General features: G+C 49.6%; 17 protein-coding genes and 1 pseudogene. 8 read left to right on the top strand and 10 right to left on the bottom strand.

What is annotated here, in order from left to right; translation table 11 throughout:
* Window positions 1-89 precede the first annotated feature (89 nt).
* Window positions 90-668: a TetR family transcriptional regulator gene (locus tag NA389_RS00435; RefSeq protein WP_000121044.1), complete on the bottom strand. Its 579-nt coding sequence runs from the start codon at window positions 666-668 to the stop codon at window positions 90-92.
* 117 nt (window positions 669-785) lie between these two features.
* Here NA389_RS00435 and smvA point away from each other — a divergent pair, with 117 nt between their 5' ends.
* Entirely contained in the window at window positions 786-2,273 is a 1,488-nt protein-coding gene (gene smvA, locus NA389_RS00430) for a methyl viologen efflux MFS transporter SmvA (RefSeq protein WP_000489731.1), read from the top strand.
* A 24-nt stretch (window positions 2,274-2,297) separates the two neighbouring features.
* On the opposite strand, the gene NA389_RS00425 is transcribed toward smvA, so the two are convergent.
* From NA389_RS00425 to yddG, 3 genes are all read right to left on the bottom strand, one after another.
* Entirely contained in the window at window positions 2,298-2,678 is a 381-nt protein-coding gene (locus NA389_RS00425; protein WP_077905442.1) for a GFA family protein, read from the bottom strand.
* A 143-nt stretch (window positions 2,679-2,821) separates the two neighbouring features.
* Window positions 2,822-3,910 carry a porin OmpD gene (gene ompD / locus NA389_RS00420; protein WP_000769035.1) on the bottom strand — a complete coding sequence of 363 codons (1,089 nt, stop codon included), beginning with the start codon at window positions 3,908-3,910 and terminating at the stop codon, window positions 2,822-2,824.
* Window positions 3,911-4,430: 520 nt separating this feature from the next.
* On the bottom strand, window positions 4,431-5,312 hold the full coding sequence (gene yddG / locus NA389_RS00415) for an aromatic amino acid efflux DMT transporter YddG (protein ID WP_000203791.1): 882 nt from the start codon (window positions 5,310-5,312) through the stop codon (window positions 4,431-4,433).
* 277 nt (window positions 5,313-5,589) lie between these two features.
* Between yddG and fdnG the strand changes: the two genes are divergently transcribed.
* Genes fdnG through fdnI form a run of 3 tightly spaced genes read left to right on the top strand, consistent with a single transcriptional unit; the run spans window position 5,590 to window position 10,184 of the window.
* Window positions 5,590-8,637 carry a formate dehydrogenase-N subunit alpha gene (gene fdnG, locus NA389_RS00410; RefSeq protein WP_001574320.1) on the top strand — a complete coding sequence of 1,016 codons (3,048 nt, stop codon included), beginning with the start codon at window positions 5,590-5,592 and terminating at the stop codon, window positions 8,635-8,637.
* A 13-nt stretch (window positions 8,638-8,650) separates the two neighbouring features.
* Window positions 8,651-9,535, top strand: a complete 885-nt coding sequence (gene fdxH, locus NA389_RS00405; protein ID WP_438795979.1) for a formate dehydrogenase subunit beta — start codon at window positions 8,651-8,653, stop codon at window positions 9,533-9,535.
* Entirely contained in the window at window positions 9,528-10,184 is a 657-nt protein-coding gene (gene fdnI / locus NA389_RS00400; RefSeq protein WP_000045657.1) for a formate dehydrogenase-N subunit gamma, read from the top strand. Before fdxH ends, fdnI begins: the two co-directional genes overlap by 8 nt.
* Before the next feature lie 98 nt (window positions 10,185-10,282).
* Here the strand turns inward: fdnI and adhP are convergent, their stop codons facing one another.
* The 4 genes from adhP to bdm all read right to left on the bottom strand — a co-directional run bounded on the left by adhP (window position 10,283) and on the right by bdm (window position 13,901).
* Window positions 10,283-11,293, bottom strand: coding sequence for an alcohol dehydrogenase AdhP (gene adhP, locus NA389_RS00395; RefSeq protein ID WP_000642446.1), 1,011 nt, complete (start codon window positions 11,291-11,293; stop codon window positions 10,283-10,285).
* 280 nt (window positions 11,294-11,573) lie between these two features.
* A complete protein-coding gene (locus tag NA389_RS00390) occupies window positions 11,574-13,271 on the bottom strand; it encodes an NAD-dependent malic enzyme (protein WP_000450509.1) in 1,698 nt (565 codons plus the stop codon).
* A 176-nt stretch (window positions 13,272-13,447) separates the two neighbouring features.
* Window positions 13,448-13,591: a stationary-phase-induced ribosome-associated protein gene (sra, locus tag NA389_RS00385; RefSeq protein WP_000841559.1), complete on the bottom strand. Its 144-nt coding sequence runs from the start codon at window positions 13,589-13,591 to the stop codon at window positions 13,448-13,450.
* 94 nt (window positions 13,592-13,685) lie between these two features.
* Window positions 13,686-13,901, bottom strand: coding sequence for a biofilm-dependent modulation protein (gene bdm, locus NA389_RS00380; RefSeq protein WP_000495700.1), 216 nt, complete (start codon window positions 13,899-13,901; stop codon window positions 13,686-13,688).
* A gap of 511 nt (window positions 13,902-14,412) precedes the next feature.
* On the opposite strand from bdm, the gene NA389_RS00375 reads away from it, so the two are divergent.
* Window positions 14,413-14,844, top strand: coding sequence for an OsmC family protein (locus NA389_RS00375; protein WP_000152297.1), 432 nt, complete (start codon window positions 14,413-14,415; stop codon window positions 14,842-14,844).
* Window positions 14,845-14,964: 120 nt separating this feature from the next.
* Here the strand turns inward: NA389_RS00375 and hlyE are convergent, their stop codons facing one another.
* Together hlyE and NA389_RS00365 are read right to left on the bottom strand one after the other, a co-directional pair.
* Complete coding sequence (hlyE, locus tag NA389_RS00370) at window positions 14,965-15,876, bottom strand: hemolysin HlyE (protein ID WP_001545517.1); 912 nt, start codon at window positions 15,874-15,876, stop codon at window positions 14,965-14,967.
* 134 nt (window positions 15,877-16,010) lie between these two features.
* Entirely contained in the window at window positions 16,011-16,646 is a 636-nt protein-coding gene (locus NA389_RS00365; RefSeq protein WP_000778346.1) for a hypothetical protein, read from the bottom strand.
* 300 nt (window positions 16,647-16,946) lie between these two features.
* Here NA389_RS00365 and NA389_RS00360 point away from each other — a divergent pair.
* From NA389_RS00360 to NA389_RS00350, 3 genes and pseudogenes are all read left to right on the top strand, one after another.
* Window positions 16,947-17,179, top strand: a pseudogene (locus NA389_RS00360) (efflux RND transporter permease subunit); the annotation flags it as partial.
* 234 nt (window positions 17,180-17,413) lie between these two features.
* Window positions 17,414-17,743 carry an acid-activated periplasmic chaperone HdeB gene (gene hdeB, locus NA389_RS00355; RefSeq protein ID WP_001032161.1) on the top strand — a complete coding sequence of 110 codons (330 nt, stop codon included), beginning with the start codon at window positions 17,414-17,416 and terminating at the stop codon, window positions 17,741-17,743.
* Window positions 17,744-17,885: 142 nt separating this feature from the next.
* Window positions 17,886-18,671 carry an OBAP family protein gene (locus tag NA389_RS00350; RefSeq protein WP_000698611.1) on the top strand — a complete coding sequence of 262 codons (786 nt, stop codon included), beginning with the start codon at window positions 17,886-17,888 and terminating at the stop codon, window positions 18,669-18,671.
* The last annotated feature ends 26 nt before the right edge of the window (window positions 18,672-18,697 follow it).

Genomic DNA, 18,697 nt, shown 5'->3' with positions numbered 1-18,697 from the left:
GGCCAGCGCGGCGCGAAGAAGAGATATGATGTTTCTTAATTGTTACTATTTGTAAATTAAAAGTGATTTTTATTAAATTATTTGTAACTTTACGCAAAGAGCTCAAGCGTAATCATCCGATCCAGATGGTATTTAAACGCGGGATCGGCCATTTCCGGAATACCCAGCACATACATACCGTCCAGCCCGCACACCAGTGCGATAAGCCGCCAGGCAATATCCGTGGCGTTAGCAGTAAACGTAAATTCTCCGGCCTGTTTGCCCTGCTCGATAATTGTGACCGTTTCCTCATGCCACATCTGCATCGTGAGGAGATAAGCATCTCTGATGTGCGGATCCCGGTCAGCCAGAATTTGCGCCTCTCGCCACAATTTTATGTAAGGCTCGAAGCCGCCGTCTTCGCTACCCAACATAGCGTGAAGCCGTGCACGCCAGGTGGCGGGCGGCGGAACTTGCCCGGCATCAAGCAGGGTACGGATCAAATGGACAAAGGCCAGCGCTTTGAGCTCGCCCGCTGAGCTAAAGTGGTGATGCACCTGTCCGGCGGCGACATCGGCTTCTGATGCGATACGTCGCACCGTCATGGCGGCAAACCCCTCTGCCAGCGCCACGCGCATCGCCGCTTGCAGGATCACTTCGCGGCGTTCATCCCGGTTAAGGTAACTCATATTTTCCCCACATTAGCCAATGCGCGCAGTGTAACAAAAAGCTGGACATTCATTCAACTTACCGTAGGATCCTGAAACTGGACAAGTGTCCAAATTTGAGTTTTTGAAGGGAGATTTATGTTTCGTCAGTGGTTAACGTTAGTCATTATTGTGCTGGTCTATATTCCTGTCGCCATTGATGCCACGGTCTTGCATGTCGCCGCCCCAACACTGAGTATGACACTGGGGGCCAGCGGCAACGAGCTGCTGTGGATCATTGATATTTATTCTTTGGTTATGGCTGGCATGGTGTTGCCGATGGGCGCGCTTGGCGATCGTATCGGTTTTAAACGCCTGCTGATGCTGGGCGGGACGCTCTTTGGCCTGGCGTCACTGGCGGCAGCGTTTTCGCATACCGCCAGTTGGCTTATTGCCACCAGGGTATTACTGGCTATTGGCGCGGCGATGATTGTACCGGCGACGCTGGCCGGGATACGCGCCACCTTTTGTGAAGAGAAGCATCGCAACATGGCGCTGGGCGTCTGGGCAGCGGTAGGTTCGGGCGGAGCGGCGTTTGGGCCGCTCATCGGCGGCATCTTATTAGAGCATTTTTACTGGGGATCGGTTTTCCTGATCAACGTGCCGATTGTGCTGGTCGTCATGGGCTTAACCGCCCGCTATGTTCCTCGCCAGGCGGGCCGTCGCGATCAACCGCTCAATCTTGGCCATGCGGTGATGCTGATTATTGCCATTTTGCTGTTGGTCTATAGCGCTAAAACCGCGCTGAAAGGGCATCTGTCGCTGTGGGTCATCTCGTTTACCCTGCTTACCGGCGCGCTGCTCCTGGGACTCTTTATCCGCACACAGCTTGCGACATCGCGTCCGATGATTGATATGCGACTATTTACCCATCGCATTATCCTGAGCGGCGTCGTGATGGCGATGACCGCGATGATCACTCTGGTGGGTTTTGAGCTGCTGATGGCGCAAGAGCTGCAGTTTGTTCACGGGCTATCGCCTTATGAGGCCGGGGTATTTATGCTGCCGGTGATGGTCGCCAGTGGATTCAGCGGGCCGATTGCGGGCGTGCTGGTCTCGCGTCTGGGACTACGGCTGGTCGCGACGGGCGGCATGGCGTTAAGCGCGCTGAGTTTTTATGGCCTGGCGATGACGGATTTCAGCACCCAACAATGGCAGGCCTGGGGGCTGATGGCGCTGCTGGGATTTAGCGCCGCCAGCGCATTGCTGGCTTCCACGTCGGCAATTATGGCCGCTGCGCCGGCAGAAAAAGCGGCGGCGGCCGGCGCGATAGAAACGATGGCTTATGAACTGGGCGCGGGACTGGGCATTGCCATTTTCGGTCTATTGTTAAGCCGTAGCTTCTCCGCGTCTATCCGTCTGCCTGCCGGGCTTGAGGCGCAAGAGATTGCCAGAGCGTCATCTTCAATGGGAGAAGCCGTGCAGTTGGCGAATAGCCTACCGCCCACGCAGGGGCAGGCAATACTGGACGCCGCCAGACATGCCTTTATCTGGTCGCATAGCGTGGCGTTAAGCAGCGCCGGGAGTATGCTTCTTTTGCTGGCGGTAGGGATGTGGTTCAGCCTGGCAAAAGCCCAACGCCGATAACATAACGCCTGGTGAGATAAGCGCTTAATGCGCTAGCTGGCAGGGGGAGTCCATTTCCTCAACCTCTTTACCGCTGAGGCGTGCGTATTGCCCCGTCAGTCGCCAGAAAGCAGGCTGGGTTTCGGTATAAATTTCCGCAGCCAGAATCAGCCGACGGCGATCAACTTCGTTCAGTTCCAGTAAGGTCCAGGGAATAAAATAGCGATCGGTATCGGTAAGCCGAAACCACAGCGGACACCCGCAGCCGGAACAGAAGTAGCGTTCGCCGCGTGAAGAGGATGAAAAGTATGGCGGTTCCGGGGAAAGGGGGTCTAGCTGTGGTTGCCCGCAGGCTTCCAGATACATGGCTATTCCACCCGACCATTTTTGACACAGCGTACAATGGCAGGCATAGACATCCAGCATTTCGACGTCAACGGTAAAATGGCTCTGTCCGCAAAGACAACGACCAGTGAACGTCTGCACGGCATACTCCTTATGACCGAGTCTACATCAAGAGAAAAAGCCAGCCCTGAAAGGACTGGCTTTGTATTCAGACTACAACAAAATTAGAACTGGTAGTTCAGACCAACAGCAACGATGTTGTCAGTAGACACTTTAGCCGCTTTGGTGAAATCGCTGTCGTCCAGCAGGTTGATTTTGTAATCAACGAAGGTGGACATGTTTTTGTTGAAGTAGTAGGTAGCACCGACATCGATGTACTCAACCAGATCCTGGTCGCCGTAAGTACCCAGGTTTTTACCTTTGGATTTCAGGTAAGCGATGGACGGACGCAGACCGAAGTCGAACTGATACTGAGCAACCGCTTCGAAGTTCTGGGTTTTATTCGCGATAAACGCATCACCCGCTGCATCTTCACCGAAGGTGGTCATGTTCAGCGTTTCGGAGTAGGTGGTCGCCAGGTAGATGTTGTTCGCATCATATTTCAGACCAGCAGCCCAGACTTCAGCGTTTTTACCCGCAGCATTCAGGTTGCTCGCTGCTTTCACCTGGTTGTTAGTACGGTCAGACTTCGCATAGGCCGCACCTACGCCAAAACCTTCGTACTCATACGTTGCGGACAGACCGAAACCGTCGCCGTTAGACTCGTATGCGCCGTCACGGTCGTTTTTGCCCTGGTACTGCGCGGCAAAGTTCAGACCTTCAACCAGGCCAAAGAAGTCAGTGTTACGGTAGGTGGCAACACCAGTAGTACGGCCAGTCATGAAGACGTCAGTCTGAGTCCAGGTATCGCCACCAAACTCTGGCAGAACGTCGGTCCATGCGCCGATGTCGTAAGCAACGCCGTAGTTACGACCGTAGTCGAAAGAACCGTAGTCAGCGAATTTCAGACCAGCAAACGCCAGACGGGTTTTGTCTTTGTCAGCGCCCTGGCTTTCAGTACGGTTGCCTTTGAATTCATATTCCCACTGGCCAAAACCGGTTAACTGATCGTTGATCTGCGTTTCGCCTTTAAAGCCCAGACGCGCGTAAGTTTTGTCACCATCACTTCCGTTATCATCAGAGAAATAATGCTGAGCGTGAACTTTACCGTACAGATCCAGTTTATTGCCGTCTTTGTTATATACCTCGGCTGCATTTACAACGCCTGCTGCCAACAGGGAAGTCACTGCCACTGCCACTAACTTAAGTTTCATTTTAATAATCCTTATAATTTTCTTAGCGTGTTTCCTCAACCATTGTTAAACGAGGCGTTTGTCAATGGCAGACTATTTTTAAATGACGGAGTGGCATAAGTTCAATAATAAGTTTCATAAGATTACAAATTATTTTAATTTGTGTGATCGAGATCTCCTTAATACATTTGAGAGTATTAATTCAAATAGGGACTGTCTAATAAGATATATTTTCGGATGGGACTATTGGGCTGTTTATGGTTTTATTTTTGGTAGTACCGACTGATTATTATATGCACTAATACAGTTGCTAGCTAGCGTTAATTATATATTCGTTAATAAAATTATATCATCAAATTAACATATTTAACGATTTTATAAAATTCATTTTTACCAGCGCATCCTGGTATGGCGCAGGAGGAGCACGTGAAAATGGAAAATCGTCAAATACACACAGGCGATAGATAAAAGCGTAGTTGTGTTGTGAAGGGTGTCAAGGTGCAGCGGGCGGATTTTATATCAACATCGGCCCGCCCGTCGCTTAGCGCCGCCGCGTTGCCAGCCAACAAAGTAGCGAACCTACGCAAACCATGACTGCGCCTTGCCAGAAGGAGAATGACAGTGGCGAGCTGAGTAACAGCGCTGCCAGAGCAGAGGACATGACGGGTGTAAAATAAGACCCTACGGCCATGATAGTCACATTGCCATGAAGTATGCCCACATTCCATGCTGCGTAGGCAAACCCCAACGTTAATGCCGCGGTAAAAAGTTTAGCAATCACCGGTAGGCTAAATATCATGGCAGGTTGCGGCGTAAGAAAATAGTGGAACCACAGCGCCACGGCGGTGAGTAACACAAAGACGGTGATACCGTTAAAACCACGCGCATATTTATTTGTGACAGTGCAGTACGTCGCCCATATAAACGCCCCAAGAAATGCCAGGAAATAACTTAGCGGACTGGTGGCGACATTGCTGATAATTTCTCCGGGATTAAGACCGTTCTCGCCCCCCAGAACCCAGCAAACGCCAGTAAGTGCAATAAGCAATCCAGGAACAATAAGCCAGTTAGTTTTTTGCCCATTAAAAAGAATGGCAAACAGAATAGTCAGGCTGGGCCATAAATAGTTAACCATGCCGACTTCGATAGCCTGATGGCGAGTGGCGGCATAACCGAGAGAAAGCGCCAGGCATATTTCATAACTGACAAACAGTACGCTGCCTGCGATGAGGTATCGCCCCGGGAAACGACGGATATCAGGTAATCCGACGGTAAAAATCAGCAGCAGGCCGCTTAATGAATAGATCATGGCTGCGCCGCCTACCGGTCCGAGACCTTCGCTGACGCCGCGAATTAACCCAACCATCGTGCTCCACAGAACGATGGCAACAAGCCCTATTAGCGTTGCTTTTTGTGATGTCATGCTTTGTGACTGTCCTGAATACCGCGCAAAATAAACTGCCACTTATAGCACTTTTTCCGAGGGCGATGCCATGCAGTGTCATTTTTTAGTACCTCCCTGGAGTTATTGCAGTTTAAAAATAGGGCTATTTAATAGCGGAACCGTTTCAATATTGATTTGACGCAAAAAAGTTATCGATTTTGCTGTTAGTTTCCTCGCGAAGTTATACACGCATCCTGGACTGAGGTTTTGCTGCAGTTCGAAGGAGGCGTGCATCCGTGGAAAAAAGAGGAAAGCAATGGACGTCAGCCGCAGACAATTTTTTAAAATCTGCGCGGGCGGTATGGCGGGAACAACGGTGGCCGCACTGGGTTTTACCCCTAAAATGGCCCTGGCTCAGGCGCGAAACTATAAGCTGTTGCGCGCAAAAGAGATCCGTAACTCCTGCACATACTGTTCCGTAGGTTGCGGGCTATTAATGTATAGCCTGGGAGATGGGGCAAAAAACGCGAAAGAAGCGATTTACCATATTGAAGGCGACCCGGATCATCCGGTAAGCCGTGGCGCGCTGTGCCCGAAAGGGGCCGGTTTGCTGGACTATGTTCACAGTGAAGATCGCCTACGCTATCCGGAATACCGCGCGCCGGGTTCCGACAAGTGGCAGCGCATTAGCTGGGATGACGCTTTCACTCGTATTGCTAAATTAATGAAAGCCGACCGCGACGCCAACTTTATTGAAAAGAACGAGCAGGGCGTCACGGTTAACCGCTGGCTCTCTACCGGAATGCTGTGCGCCTCGGCGGCCAGCAATGAAACGGGTATGCTGACGCAGAAGTTTGCGCGTTCTCTCGGTATGCTGGCGGTAGATAACCAGGCGCGCGTCTGACACGGACCAACGGTAGCAAGTCTTGCTCCAACATTTGGTCGCGGTGCGATGACCAACCACTGGGTGGATATTAAAAACGCCAACGTCGTGATGGTGATGGGCGGCAATGCCGCAGAAGCGCATCCGGTGGGTTTCCGCTGGGCGATGGAAGCGAAAAACAATAACGATGCGACGCTGATTGTCGTTGATCCACGCTTTACGCGTACGGCGTCGGTGGCGGATATCTATGCGCCAATACGTTCCGGTACAGACATTACCTTTCTGTCCGGCGTTTTGCTGTACCTGATCGAAAATAACAAAATCAACGCTGAATACGTTAAGCATTACACCAACGCCAGCCTGCTGGTGCGGGATGATTTTGCCTTTGATGACGGTCTTTTCAGCGGCTATGACGCCCAAAAGCGCCAGTACGATAAATCCTCCTGGAACTACCAGTTCGATGAAAACGGCTATGCCAAACGTGATGAAACGTTGACGCACCCACGCTGTGTGTGGAATCTGCTGAAGCAGCACGTTTCGCGCTATACGCCGGACGTTGTGGAAAACATTTGCGGTACGCCGAAAGCGGACTTCCTGAAGGTGTGTGAGGTGTTGGCCTCTACCAGCGCTCCGGATCGCACTACCACCTTCCTGTATGCGCTGGGCTGGACGCAACATACCGTCGGGGCGCAGAACATCCGTACCATGGCGATGATCCAGTTGCTGCTCGGCAATATGGGGATGGCTGGCGGCGGTGTGAACGCCTTGCGCGGCCACTCTAATATTCAGGGCTTAACGGATTTAGGACTGCTCTCCACCAGCCTGCCGGGTTACCTGACGCTACCGTCAGAAAAACAGGCCGATCTGCAAACTTATCTGGCCGCGAATACCCCCAAAGCGACGCTGGCCGATCAGGTCAACTACTGGGGTAATTATCCTAAGTTCTTCGTCAGCCTGATGAAATCTTTCTATGGCGATGCGGCGCAGAAAGAGAATGACTGGGGTTTTGCCTGGCTGCCTAAGTGGGATCAGTCCTATGACGTGATCAAATATTTCAACATGATGGATAGCGGGAAAGTCACCGGCTATTTCTGTCAGGGCTTTAACCCGGTGGCGTCCTTCCCGGACAAAAACAAAGTGGTGCAAAGCTTAAGCAAATTGAAGTATCTGGTCGTTATCGATCCGCTGGTGACTGAAACGTCAACATTCTGGCAGAACCACGGCGAATCTAACGATGTCGATCCGACAACGATTCAGACCGAAGTCTTCCGTCTGCCGTCTACCTGTTTTGCAGAAGAGGATGGCTCTATCGCTAACTCCGGTCGCTGGCTACAGTGGCACTGGAAGGGTCAGGACGCGCCGGGCGAAGCGCGTAACGACGGCGAGATTCTGGCCGGTATTTACCATCGTCTGCGTGAAATGTATCGCGCAGAAGGCGGTAAAGGCGCCGAGCCACTATTGAAGATGAGCTGGAACTACAAGCAGCCGGATGAACCGCATTCGGAAGAAGTGGCGAAAGAGAACAACGGCTATGCGCTGGAAGATCTCTATGACGCCAACGGTACACTGCTTGCCAGGAAAGGCCAGTTGTTGAGCAGTTTTGCATTACTGCGCGATGACGGTACGACATCCTCCTCCTGCTGGATTTATACCGGTAGCTGGACGGAGCAGGGCAACCAGATGTCCAGACGTGATAACGCCGACCCGTCAGGGCTTGGCAATACACTGGGTTGGGCGTGGGCGTGGCCGCTAAACCGTCGCGTATTGTATAACCGCGCTTCGGCGGATCCGCAGGGTAAACCGTGGGATCCAAAACGGATGCTGATCCAGTGGAACGGCGCGAAGTGGACAGGGAACGATATTCCGGACTTTAACAACGCGGCGCCGGGGAGCGGGACCAATCCGTTTATCATGCAGCCGGAAGGGCTGGGACGTCTGTTTGCTATTGATAAGATGGCGGAAGGACCGTTCCCTGAGCACTACGAGCCGATGGAAACGCCGCTGGGCACTAACCCGCTGCACCCGAATGTGGTCTCGAACCCGGCGGCGCGTCTGTATGAAGAAGATGCGCTGCGCATGGGTAAGAAGGAGCAGTTTCCGTACGTGGGCACGACTTACCGCCTCACAGAGCATTTCCATACCTGGACCAAACATGCGCTACTTAACGCTATCGCTCAGCCGGAACAGTTTGTGGAGATCAGTGAGACGCTGGCGGCAGCGAAAGGTATTGCTAACGGCGACTATGTGAAGGTGAGCAGTAAACGCGGGTTTATTCGCGCGGTCGCGGTGGTAACTCGTCGTCTTCGCACCCTGCATGTCAACGGTCAGCAGGTTGAAACGGTGGGGATCCCGATTCACTGGGGCTTTGAGGGTGTCGCGCGCAAAGGCTATATCGCCAATACTCTGACGCCAAATGTCGGTGATGCCAACTCGCAAACGCCGGAATACAAAGCGTTTTTAGTTAACATCGAGAAGGCGTAAGGGAGGCGAACATATGTCTATGGAAACGCAGGACATTATTAAACGGTCCGCAACAAACGCCATCACGCCGCCTCCGCAGGCGCGTGATTACAAAGCCGAAGTCGCGAAACTGATCGACGTCTCCTCCTGTGTCGGCTGTAAAGCCTGCCAGGTAGCCTGTTCTGAATGGAACGATATTCGCGATAACGTTGGTCATTGTGTCGGGGTGTACGATAACCCTGCCGATCTCAGCGCCAAGTCCTGGACGGTGATGCGCTTTACCGAAACCGAGCAGAACGGCAAGCTGGAGTGGCTGATTCGTAAAGATGGTTGTATGCACTGTGAAGATCCAGGCTGTCTTAAAGCCTGTCCATCTGCCGGGGCTATCATCCAGTACGCGAACGGGATTGTTGATTTTCAATCTGAACACTGTATCGGCTGTGGTTACTGTATCGCCGGGTGTCCGTTTAATATTCCGCGCCTCAACAAAGAGGACAACCGCGTTTATAAATGTACGCTCTGCGTCGATCGCGTCAGCGTGGGCCAGGAACCGGCCTGCGTCAAAACTTGTCCGACCGGGGCTATTCACTTCGGCACCAAAAAAGAGATGCTGGAACTGGGTGAGCAACGCGTGGAGAAGTTAAAAGCGCGTGGCTTTGAACATGCCGGTATCTACAACCCGCAGGGCATCGGCGGTACGCACGTCATGTATGTGCTGCACCATGCCAACCAGCCGGAGTTGTACCACGGCTTGCCGAAAGATCCGCAGATCGATACCTCAATCAATCTGTGGAAAGGGGCGCTAAAACCGCTGGCCGCAGCGGGCTTTATCGCCACTTTCGCCGGTCTGATTTACCACTACATCGGTATTGGCCCGAATAAAGAAACGGACGACGATGAGGAGGATTATCATGAGTAAGTCGAAAATGATTGTGCGCACGAAATTTGTCGACCGCGCCTGTCACTGGACGGTGGTGATCTGCTTCTTCCTGGTAGCGCTGTCGGGGATTTCGTTTTTCTTCCCGACGCTACAATGGCTGACGCAAACCTTTGGCACGCCGCAGATGGGACGTATTTTGCACCCGTTCTTCGGTATTGCCATTTTCATCGCTCTGATGTTTATGTTCGTGCGTTTCGTCCACCACAACATCCCGGATAAAAAAGATATTCCGTGGCTGAAAAATATTGTCGAAGTATTGAAAGGCAATGAGCATAAGGTGGCGGATGTCGGCAAATACAATGCCGGACAGAAGATGATGTTCTGGTCCATTATGAGCATGATTTTTGTGCTGCTGGTGACTGGCGTGATTATCTGGCGTCCGTATTTCGCGCAGTATTTCCCCATGCAGGTGGTGCGTTATAGCCTGTTAATTCATGCGGCGGCGGGCATTATTTTAATGCACGCGATCCTCATCCATATGTATATGGCGTTTTGGGTGAAAGGCTCGATTAAAGGCATGATCGAAGGGAAGGTCAGCCGTCGCTGGGCGAAGAAACATCATCCACGCTGGTATCGTGAAATCGAGAAGGCGGAAGCAAAAAAAGAGAGCGAAGAAGGTATTCAGTAATTCTTTCGCGATCTGATAAACAAGGCGCTATCCTGGTAGCGCCTTGTTTTCATCTGCGGCCTGTTATCAAACCTACTCAGACGACCGCAGCAAATCGTTTAACGACGGAAATCGATGACCATACGGCCACGAATTTGTCCCTGTTCCATCTCTTTAAAAATAGCGTTGATATCTTCAAGCGGGCGTAAAGCGACTTTTGGCACGACTTTTCCTTCCGCCGCGAACTGGAAGGCTTCGGTCAGATCCTGGCGTGTCCCCACCAACGAACCGACAACCTGAATGCCATCCAGCACCAGGCGAGGGATATCAAGGTTCATGGCTTCTGGCGGCAGTCCGACTGCCACCACGCGGCCTCCGGCGCGAACGGCATCTACTGCGGAATTAAACGCCGCCTTAGCGACCGCGGTAACCACCGCTGCGTGCGCGCCACCGGTTTTTTCCTGCACAATTTTAGCCGCATCTTCCGTACGTGAATTAATGGTCAGATCTGCGCCCATTTCCTCGGCCAGTTTCAGCTGTCCATCATTGACATCAATGGCGATCACTTTCGCATTGAAAACGTTTTTCGCGTACTGCAAGGCCAGATTACCCAGACCGCCCAGACCGTAGATGGCAATCCACTGGCCAGGTTTAATATGAGAAATCTTCACCGCTTTATACGTGGTAACGCCCGCGCAGGTAATACTACTTGCCGCCGCAGAGTCCAGACCTTCCGGTACTTTCACCGCATAATCCGCGACGACAATACACTCTTCGGCCATGCCGCCATCTACCGTGTAACCGGCATTTTTCACGTTGCGGCATAAGGTTTCATTGCCCGTATTGCAATACTCACAGTGTCCGCATCCTTCATAAAACCACGCGACACTCGCGCGATCGCCGGGTTTCAGCGAGGTGACACCAGGACCGACTTCCGCCACGACGCCAATGCCTTCGTGTCCCAGAATGACGCCGGTTTTGTCACCGAAATCTCCGTTTTTCACGTGTAGATCGGTATGGCATACGCCGCAGCACTCCATTTTTAGCAAAGCTTCACCGTGGCGAAGGGGACGCAGCGTTTTCTCAGTAACATCAACCTGATGATCTTGTGTGACAACAGCAGCTTTCATAACCTTCTCCTTTTATTAATAGTGAACTGCATAGCAGGTAATAGCAGGTAAGGTGCTATTACCTCTTTAGGATTAATATTTCTGATGAGTTATGCAAGGCGGCAGAAATACAATGTAATAGTTTAGCCAGGATTATCCTGATAAATCCCCGTTCAATACATAAAGGTGGCTAATATTAGTAGCTTGACAAATAAGCAGGGAAAGGAATTCAGGTGTGTCGACAGACTCGCCAAAACTAAAGAAGAAGTGATATCCGGCGGCATTCACCGCCGGGTACGTATTAAATGGAAGTCCGACGGTAGTCGCGGTATTCCGGTTTCCAGAAGTTATCGTCAATCGCCTGTTGCAGCGCTTCCGCAGAGGTTTTCACCGCTACACCTTGTTGCTGCGCCATTTTGCCTACGGCAAAAGCGATAGCGCGCGACACGACCTGGATATCTTTAAGCGCTGGCAACACTAATCCTTCGCCGTTATTGACCAGCGGAGAATGTTTCGCCAGCGTCTCACTGGCTGACATCAGCATTTCATCAGTAATGCGCGATGCGCCGGAAGCGATAACCCCCAGACCGATGCCGGGGAAAATATAGGCGTTATTACATTGTGCGATCGGATAAATCTTATCTTTCCAGATGACCGGCGAGAATGGGCTGCCGGTTGCCACCAGCGCGTTGCCTTCCGTCCAGGCGATAATGTCCTGTGGCGTGGCCTCCACGCGAGAGGTGGGATTAGAGAGCGGCATGACGATTGGGCGAGGGCAATGCTTATGCATCTCGCGGATGATCTCTTCAGTAAAGAGCCCGGTCTGGCCGGAAACCCCGATCAGAATATCCGGCTTCACGTTACGCACCACATCCAGCAGCGACAGCACGTCATTTTCGGTATCCCAGTGCTGGAGATTGTCGCATTTCTGCACCAGTTTTGCCTGGAACGGCAATAAATTAGGCATCCGGTCCGTCAACAGGCCGAAGCGATCGACCATAAAAACGTTCTGTCGAGCGGCATCTTCGCTTAAACCTTCACGCTGAGTCTGCGCGATGATCTGTTCAGCAATTCCACATCCGGCGGAACCCGCGCCGAGGAAAACGATTTTCTGCTCGCTAAGCTGACTGCCGGCAGCGCGGCTGGCGGCGATCAACGTACCGACGGTCACGGCTGCGGTGCCCTGAATATCATCGTTAAAGGAGCAAATCTCATCACGATAGCGCGTCAACAGCGGCATTGCGTTTTTCTGCGCGAAATCTTCGAACTGTAGCAGGATATCTGGCCAGCGCTGCTTAACGGCCTGAATAAACTCGTCGACAAACGCATAATACTCATCGTCGGTAATGCGCGGATGACGCCAGCCCATGTAAAGCGGATCGTTGAGTAACTGTTGATTGTTGGTGCCGACATCCAGCACAACGGGAAGGGTATAGGCCGGACTAATGCCGCCGCAGGCGGTGTATAATGACAGCTTACCGATAGGGATCCCCATCCCGCCGATGCCCTGATCGCCAAGCCCCAGAATCCGCTCGCCATCCGTCACCACAATAACTTTAATGTTGTGGTTAGGCACATTCTGCAAAATGTCGTCCATATTGTGACGGTTCGGATAAGAGATAAATACGCCGCGCGCCCGGCGATAAATCTCAGAGAAGCGCTCACAGGCCGCGCCCACGGTCGGGGTATAGATAACCGGCATCATCTCTTCAAGATGGTTTTGCACCAGTCGATAAAAGAGCGTTTCGTTGGTATCCTGGATGTTACGCAGGTAAATATGCTTATCGATTTCTGTTTTAAACCCCTGATACTGGAGCCAGGCGCGTTCGGCCTGTTCTTCAATCGACTCGACGACCTCCGGCAGCAGCCCTGACAAATTGAAGTTGCGGCGCTCTTCTACGCTAAAAGCGCTGCCTTTGTTTAACAGGGGGAATTCCAGCAATACAGGGCCAGCGTAAGGGATATAAAGGGAACGTGCTTTCTTGGTTGTAGTTTCCATGTTACTCACTCTTTTTCGAATAACTGTCCCTGGCACCGTCGTTTATCATCATATATTGCCTTCCACCAGGGAACCGACCCTGAGTATAAAGCATTGTGAGACGTTAAGGTCATTCCTATAAACAAAAACACCATTGCAGATGCAATGGTGTTTAACGTCATTTCAGGACTGTACGATTACTTTTGGCTATCGGCGCGGCGCTTTCTGCCGGTTGGGTTATTCACCACGCTGCTGGTGTCGCCTTCAGTAACAACCTTACGCTGGTTGGAAATTCTGTAATCCAGTCCAAGTATATGACGAGCTTGACGGTTCGATTTCATGTTAACTCCTCAATCCTGTTGCTAGTTTTAAGGACAAATTCGCTTACGCGAAAGAAACGTAACCCCTAAGGTTGCCGATACAGCATAGCAGGTTTTACAGAGTAGGGTGCTGCCCGCTTACCACATAGTTGATGGTCTGCTGGTAGATGTCACTGAGGATGTCATTGTCGGAAGCCTCAACCCATTTGGTCAGCTCCATTAAAATATCATCTTCAGTGACAACGCCTAACTCCGCGCGTAATCCTTGTTCAATCGCGTTGACCAGGGCCGGTTGTGCTGCTGAGGTATTTGCTGAGTGATAAGTAAACATATAATGCCTCCGTGAACATGTATTTATTTAGTACGGCTCGCAGAAAATTAATTCGTATTCAGCATGGCAAATATTTTTGCGGCTGTGGTTAAGATTAGTCCTGGAGTTATTTTAACGCAAGGCGGAACTCTAATTGTTTACCCCAGAAGAAAATATATTACGTTTGCCAATTACATATCCTCATACAAATAGTGGTCAATTAATATACATTTAAAAGGCTAGTTATTGCGATTTTTATCTTTTATTACAATGAGATAAGACAAATCTTAATTTGAATAAAAATATACATAGTGGAATACGCTTCCGGAAGAAAACGTAAGGATAAAAGGAGGGATATATTCTTTAAAGAAAGGGAGGCCTGTTGATTTAATATCCATCACTGAAAAAGCATACAACTATTTTCTATATCTGAAGTGCGGGTAATTGACAACATGCTACATCCATCGGCATGGACAACGCAGATTAGCAGCATGGTCTATACTTTATTTTTTGAGCCAACAGGAGAGCAAAAATGACAATCCATAAGAAAGGTCAGGCACACTGGGAAGGCGACATCAAACGGGGTAAAGGTACCGTATCAACAGAAAGCGGCGTGCTTAATCAACAACCGTATGGATTCAATACCCGGTTCGAAGGCGCGCAGGGGACCAACCCGGAAGAGTTAATTGGCGCCGCACATGCGGCCTGTTTCTCCATGGCACTATCACTCATGCTGGGAGAGGCTGGATTTACGCCGACATCCATTGACACCACCGCTGACGTATCGCTTGATAAGGTGGAGGCGGGCTTCGCCATTACCAAAATTGCGCTACAAAGCAAAGTCGCGGTAGCAGATATTGATGCTTCAACTTTCGATCAAATCATCCAGAAAGCAAAAGCCGGGTGCCCGGTATCGCAGGTTCTGAATGCGGAAATCACCCTCGACTACCAGCTTAACGCCTGATAACTCCGCCAGCCCGGTAACGACTCTTGTTTATCGGGCTGTTGAATATCGCTTTTTCTCCCTCTCTCATTTTCTTCACGCTATCGGGCGTTAAAAGTACACGGAGCGAATGAAAAAGTATCAGACGTCAGGAACCTCGAGAAGCGTCTTCTTACCGTGTCTTTGTTGGTATTCATTACAGGTGTTAATCATTTTCTTTGCAGCTCCTTTTAGTAAAGAAAGCATTAAATCATCATAATCAACGTAGAATCTGGTTGTTTCGGTTTCCGTTTTTATCTCCCCAATTGCTGCTATTTCAGTGGCTAATTTCAATTTTGCCGCATCGATATCTTTATTCGCTTGTTTCACTGTAGCCGATAAGCTAGTAAAGAAATTTTGCACTGCTTTTAGCCTGTTATTCAATTCTGGAATCAATTTCCCTTCAATCACGCCCGCAGCAATAGAATAGGAAATAATTAATCCAAATGGACCGGCGACTATACCTGCAGCAGCACCGGCATAAGCTTCCTTACGAATTCTATCCACCTGTGACTGGAAATAACTACTTTTTTCCGAGAAATCATTGGTTAACTGGCTATCTAATGCCAGCAGTTTTCCGGAAGCGTTGTTGAAACTTTGTGAACTTGCCAGGAGAGATTTTTGCGCTTCATTCAGTTTATTGACGCCATCATCTAATATCCTGATGAGAATATCTTTCTGGGCTGATGCTTTTTTCTCATTATATTCATCAAATAGTAAAATATACGCTGAGAGTAATTGCGTCACGACACCACACCATTCATAAACAGTTTGTGTCGCTTCAAAATACTTGTCCTGGCTGTCCATAAGCAAAACTTTAATATCACCAACTAAAACAGAAGCTGCCTGCGAGTACTCCTGTTTAAAACGGCTTAACTCTTTTATGGTTTCATCAAAGGTCTTCCAGGGGATGACCTGGTCGAGGTATTTGTTATAAAGATCTAATGCCCCATCTGCGGTTTCGATCGCGCTTTTAACTACCTCTACAGTTTGTTCTGCAAATATTCCGGTCATGATCATTTGCCTCTTTAAATATATAAATTGCAATTAAGCTATTGTTTTATAACTTATTTCTACCTATTACCTCCAGACAGCTTTTGTAGCTTAAGTTAACATTCCAGAAGCTGGAAATACTGCCAGCTTCCTGCTTATCTACGCAGGGTACGATTACTCTGCTGCATTTTCTCCAGAATACGACCAAAAGAAACTGTTTTGCTTCCTACTTTCACCATCCCATCTTCCGGTAAGTAGCTAAATTTGACGTACAGTATATTGTTGCTGGTTTTATCTTTTGGCTTCATAGCCAAAATAGCTTGCTGTAATGCTTTTAGGTCGGCGGGGATTCCCACCGCATCGGTGATATCGGTACCGGGCACAAATTTCGATACCTGATCAACAGTTTGAGTCAATATATCCTGCAGCGGAAATAATCCGGTAAAACGTTGTTTGGGTTTATATTTTGTCACTCCCATATAAATGTCAGGTAGACCTTTAATGTGGTTTTCAATACTGCGAGTTTTATTTTGCAACATAAATTCGCTAATCTCTACCGGAGAGCCGATCAATACCAGCGGTTTCACTCCTGCACCTTTTTCGGAAAAGAGATAGTTGTTATTGCTGCTTTTTACTGCTTTCTGCAACTCGCCACGATCCATGATTAAGCTGTAATATTTACCCTCTTTCACAACAGGTTTGGGTTCACGCCACATATTGATATCGCTAGCTTGTGCTAAACTGGATGCCATCATGTAACCGAAAAACGCCAATGTTACGGATAGTTTCATTAACTTTACCTTTTAATTAGCCAAAAAAAATAGCACTCGTAAAAAGTATAAAGCCGTGGTTACAACAAAACTTAAACGTCGCTCACTTCACCGATAAGCATTTATTTATCTTAATAATGTAAATTACCCTTCCAATAATGCCTGAATTATTACCCTTTGGATTCAACTGTTTGCAGTTATAGTGCTAAATAACAATAAATCTACTGGAAGTATACAGATTGTGTACGAAAGGTGTTTTTTATGATTACGGAAACCTGAAATTGTCCGACTATCTGTAAATGCTATGAAATTGTATTGTAGATCCGATTGCGCCCGGTGCTGATGACTACCGGGGCAATAGTGGTTGGTTTAGCCCTGATAGGGTTCGCCAGCGGCGTAGACGCTGAAAGCCGTTTTGGCCAGGGCTGGTGGTTGCCTCCGGAATGCTGACAGGCAATCTGTTTACGATGTTTGTTCTGCCCACCGTTTGTGTCTGGCTGGCGCGATTGCGACAGCATGTCAGAGCGAAGTTCTCTTTCATCAGCTCAACGTAGTGCATACCACGTCATTTGCTATTGTCGTGGTCTACTTTTTCGCCCTAAAATCTGCTCGCCATGTTGCTTTATTCATCAAACATCAAAATCAGTCAACGTAAATATCAATAATAGCCATATCACGGAGGGTGATCTTTATTCCTGAGAGAGGAGGGGTATTATTTTCTGCGTTCTACATTAACGGGTTAACGCGCAGATGTAGAGGTTATTTATATAATTATTGGAGCAACAACAATGAATAAATTCTCCCTTGCTACAGCAGGTATTATCGTGGCAGCGCTGGTAACCAGTGTTAGCGTGAATGCGGCAACAGATACTACTAAAACAAACGTTACGCCTAAAGGTATGAGCTGCCAGGAGTTTGTTGACCTCAATCCGCAGACGATGGCGCCAGTCGCTTTCTGGGTGCTGAATGAAGATGAAGATTTTAAAGGCGGGGACTACGTTGATTTCCAGGAAACTGAGACGACAGCAGTGCCGCTAGCCGTTGAGCTTTGTAAGAAAAACCCGCAGAGTGAATTAAGCAAAATAAAAGACGAAATCAAGAAAGAACTCTCAAAATAAGAGTAAACTGATATCAAAACCCGGCCTGTGTGTCGGGTTTTACTATTTGTGACACCGTCACAAATAACATCTTCCATTTCTTCTACCAATCACGTGGTATTGCACTATTTTCATTAGAGCCCTTTCACTATATGGAGACCTAATGAAAATTTTACCGCTGGCACTCTTTATCATTCCTTTTCTGGCCGGATGTGGCGCCAATAATACGCCGTCGCAAACGCCTATTCCCGGGGAAAAAACATCTGCCAAATTACGTACCCTGGAAACAGGCGCGGCGGCTATTCAATCCAGACCACCTGTCGATGCCATCAGTACCTACCTTGACGGGTTCCATTTTTATAGCGGTGATAAAAACGGACAGATGGAAGCGCACCATTACGTTACCGTCCTGAACGAAGATGTCATGCAGGCGGTGATTTACGACGGCAATACGAAAAACGCGCGCCTGATGGGGGTGGAGTACATTATCAGCGAACGTTTATTTAAAACGCTTCCTCCCGAGGAGAAAAAACTGTGGCACAGCCACCAGTACGAGGTGAAATCCGGTAGCCTGGTGGCGCCTGGCTTACCGCAGGTCGCTGATAAGGCGTTGATGAGTAAGATTGTTAATACCTATGGCAAGACCTGGCACACCTGGCATACCGACCGGGATAAAACCCTGCCAATGGGTATCCCTGCGCTGATGATGGGCTTTACTGGCGACGGGCAGCTTGACCCCGCGCTGCTGGCCGATCGGGATCGCCGTCTGGGAATTGATACCCAGGCCATTAAACGCGAGCGGCAGGATCTGCCTGAACATCCCGTTATCAAGGGGGCTAACGCCTGGGAGCAGGGAGAGGTTATCCAGCTACAGCGTGTTCAGGGCGCTGGCGAACACGGGCGAGGCGATACCGCGCACTTCGGTACATCTGAGCAATCCCGACAATAATTCCACGCTTTTACACGCAGATACGA

Origin of the sequence: Salmonella sp. NW645 (genome assembly GCF_051703725.1) — a bacterium.
In the GTDB taxonomy this organism is placed as follows: domain Bacteria; phylum Pseudomonadota; class Gammaproteobacteria; order Enterobacterales; family Enterobacteriaceae; genus Salmonella; species Salmonella enterica.
The sequence above is the reverse complement of the archived record's forward strand: the minus strand, read 5'-3'. Positions and strand labels throughout refer to the sequence as shown.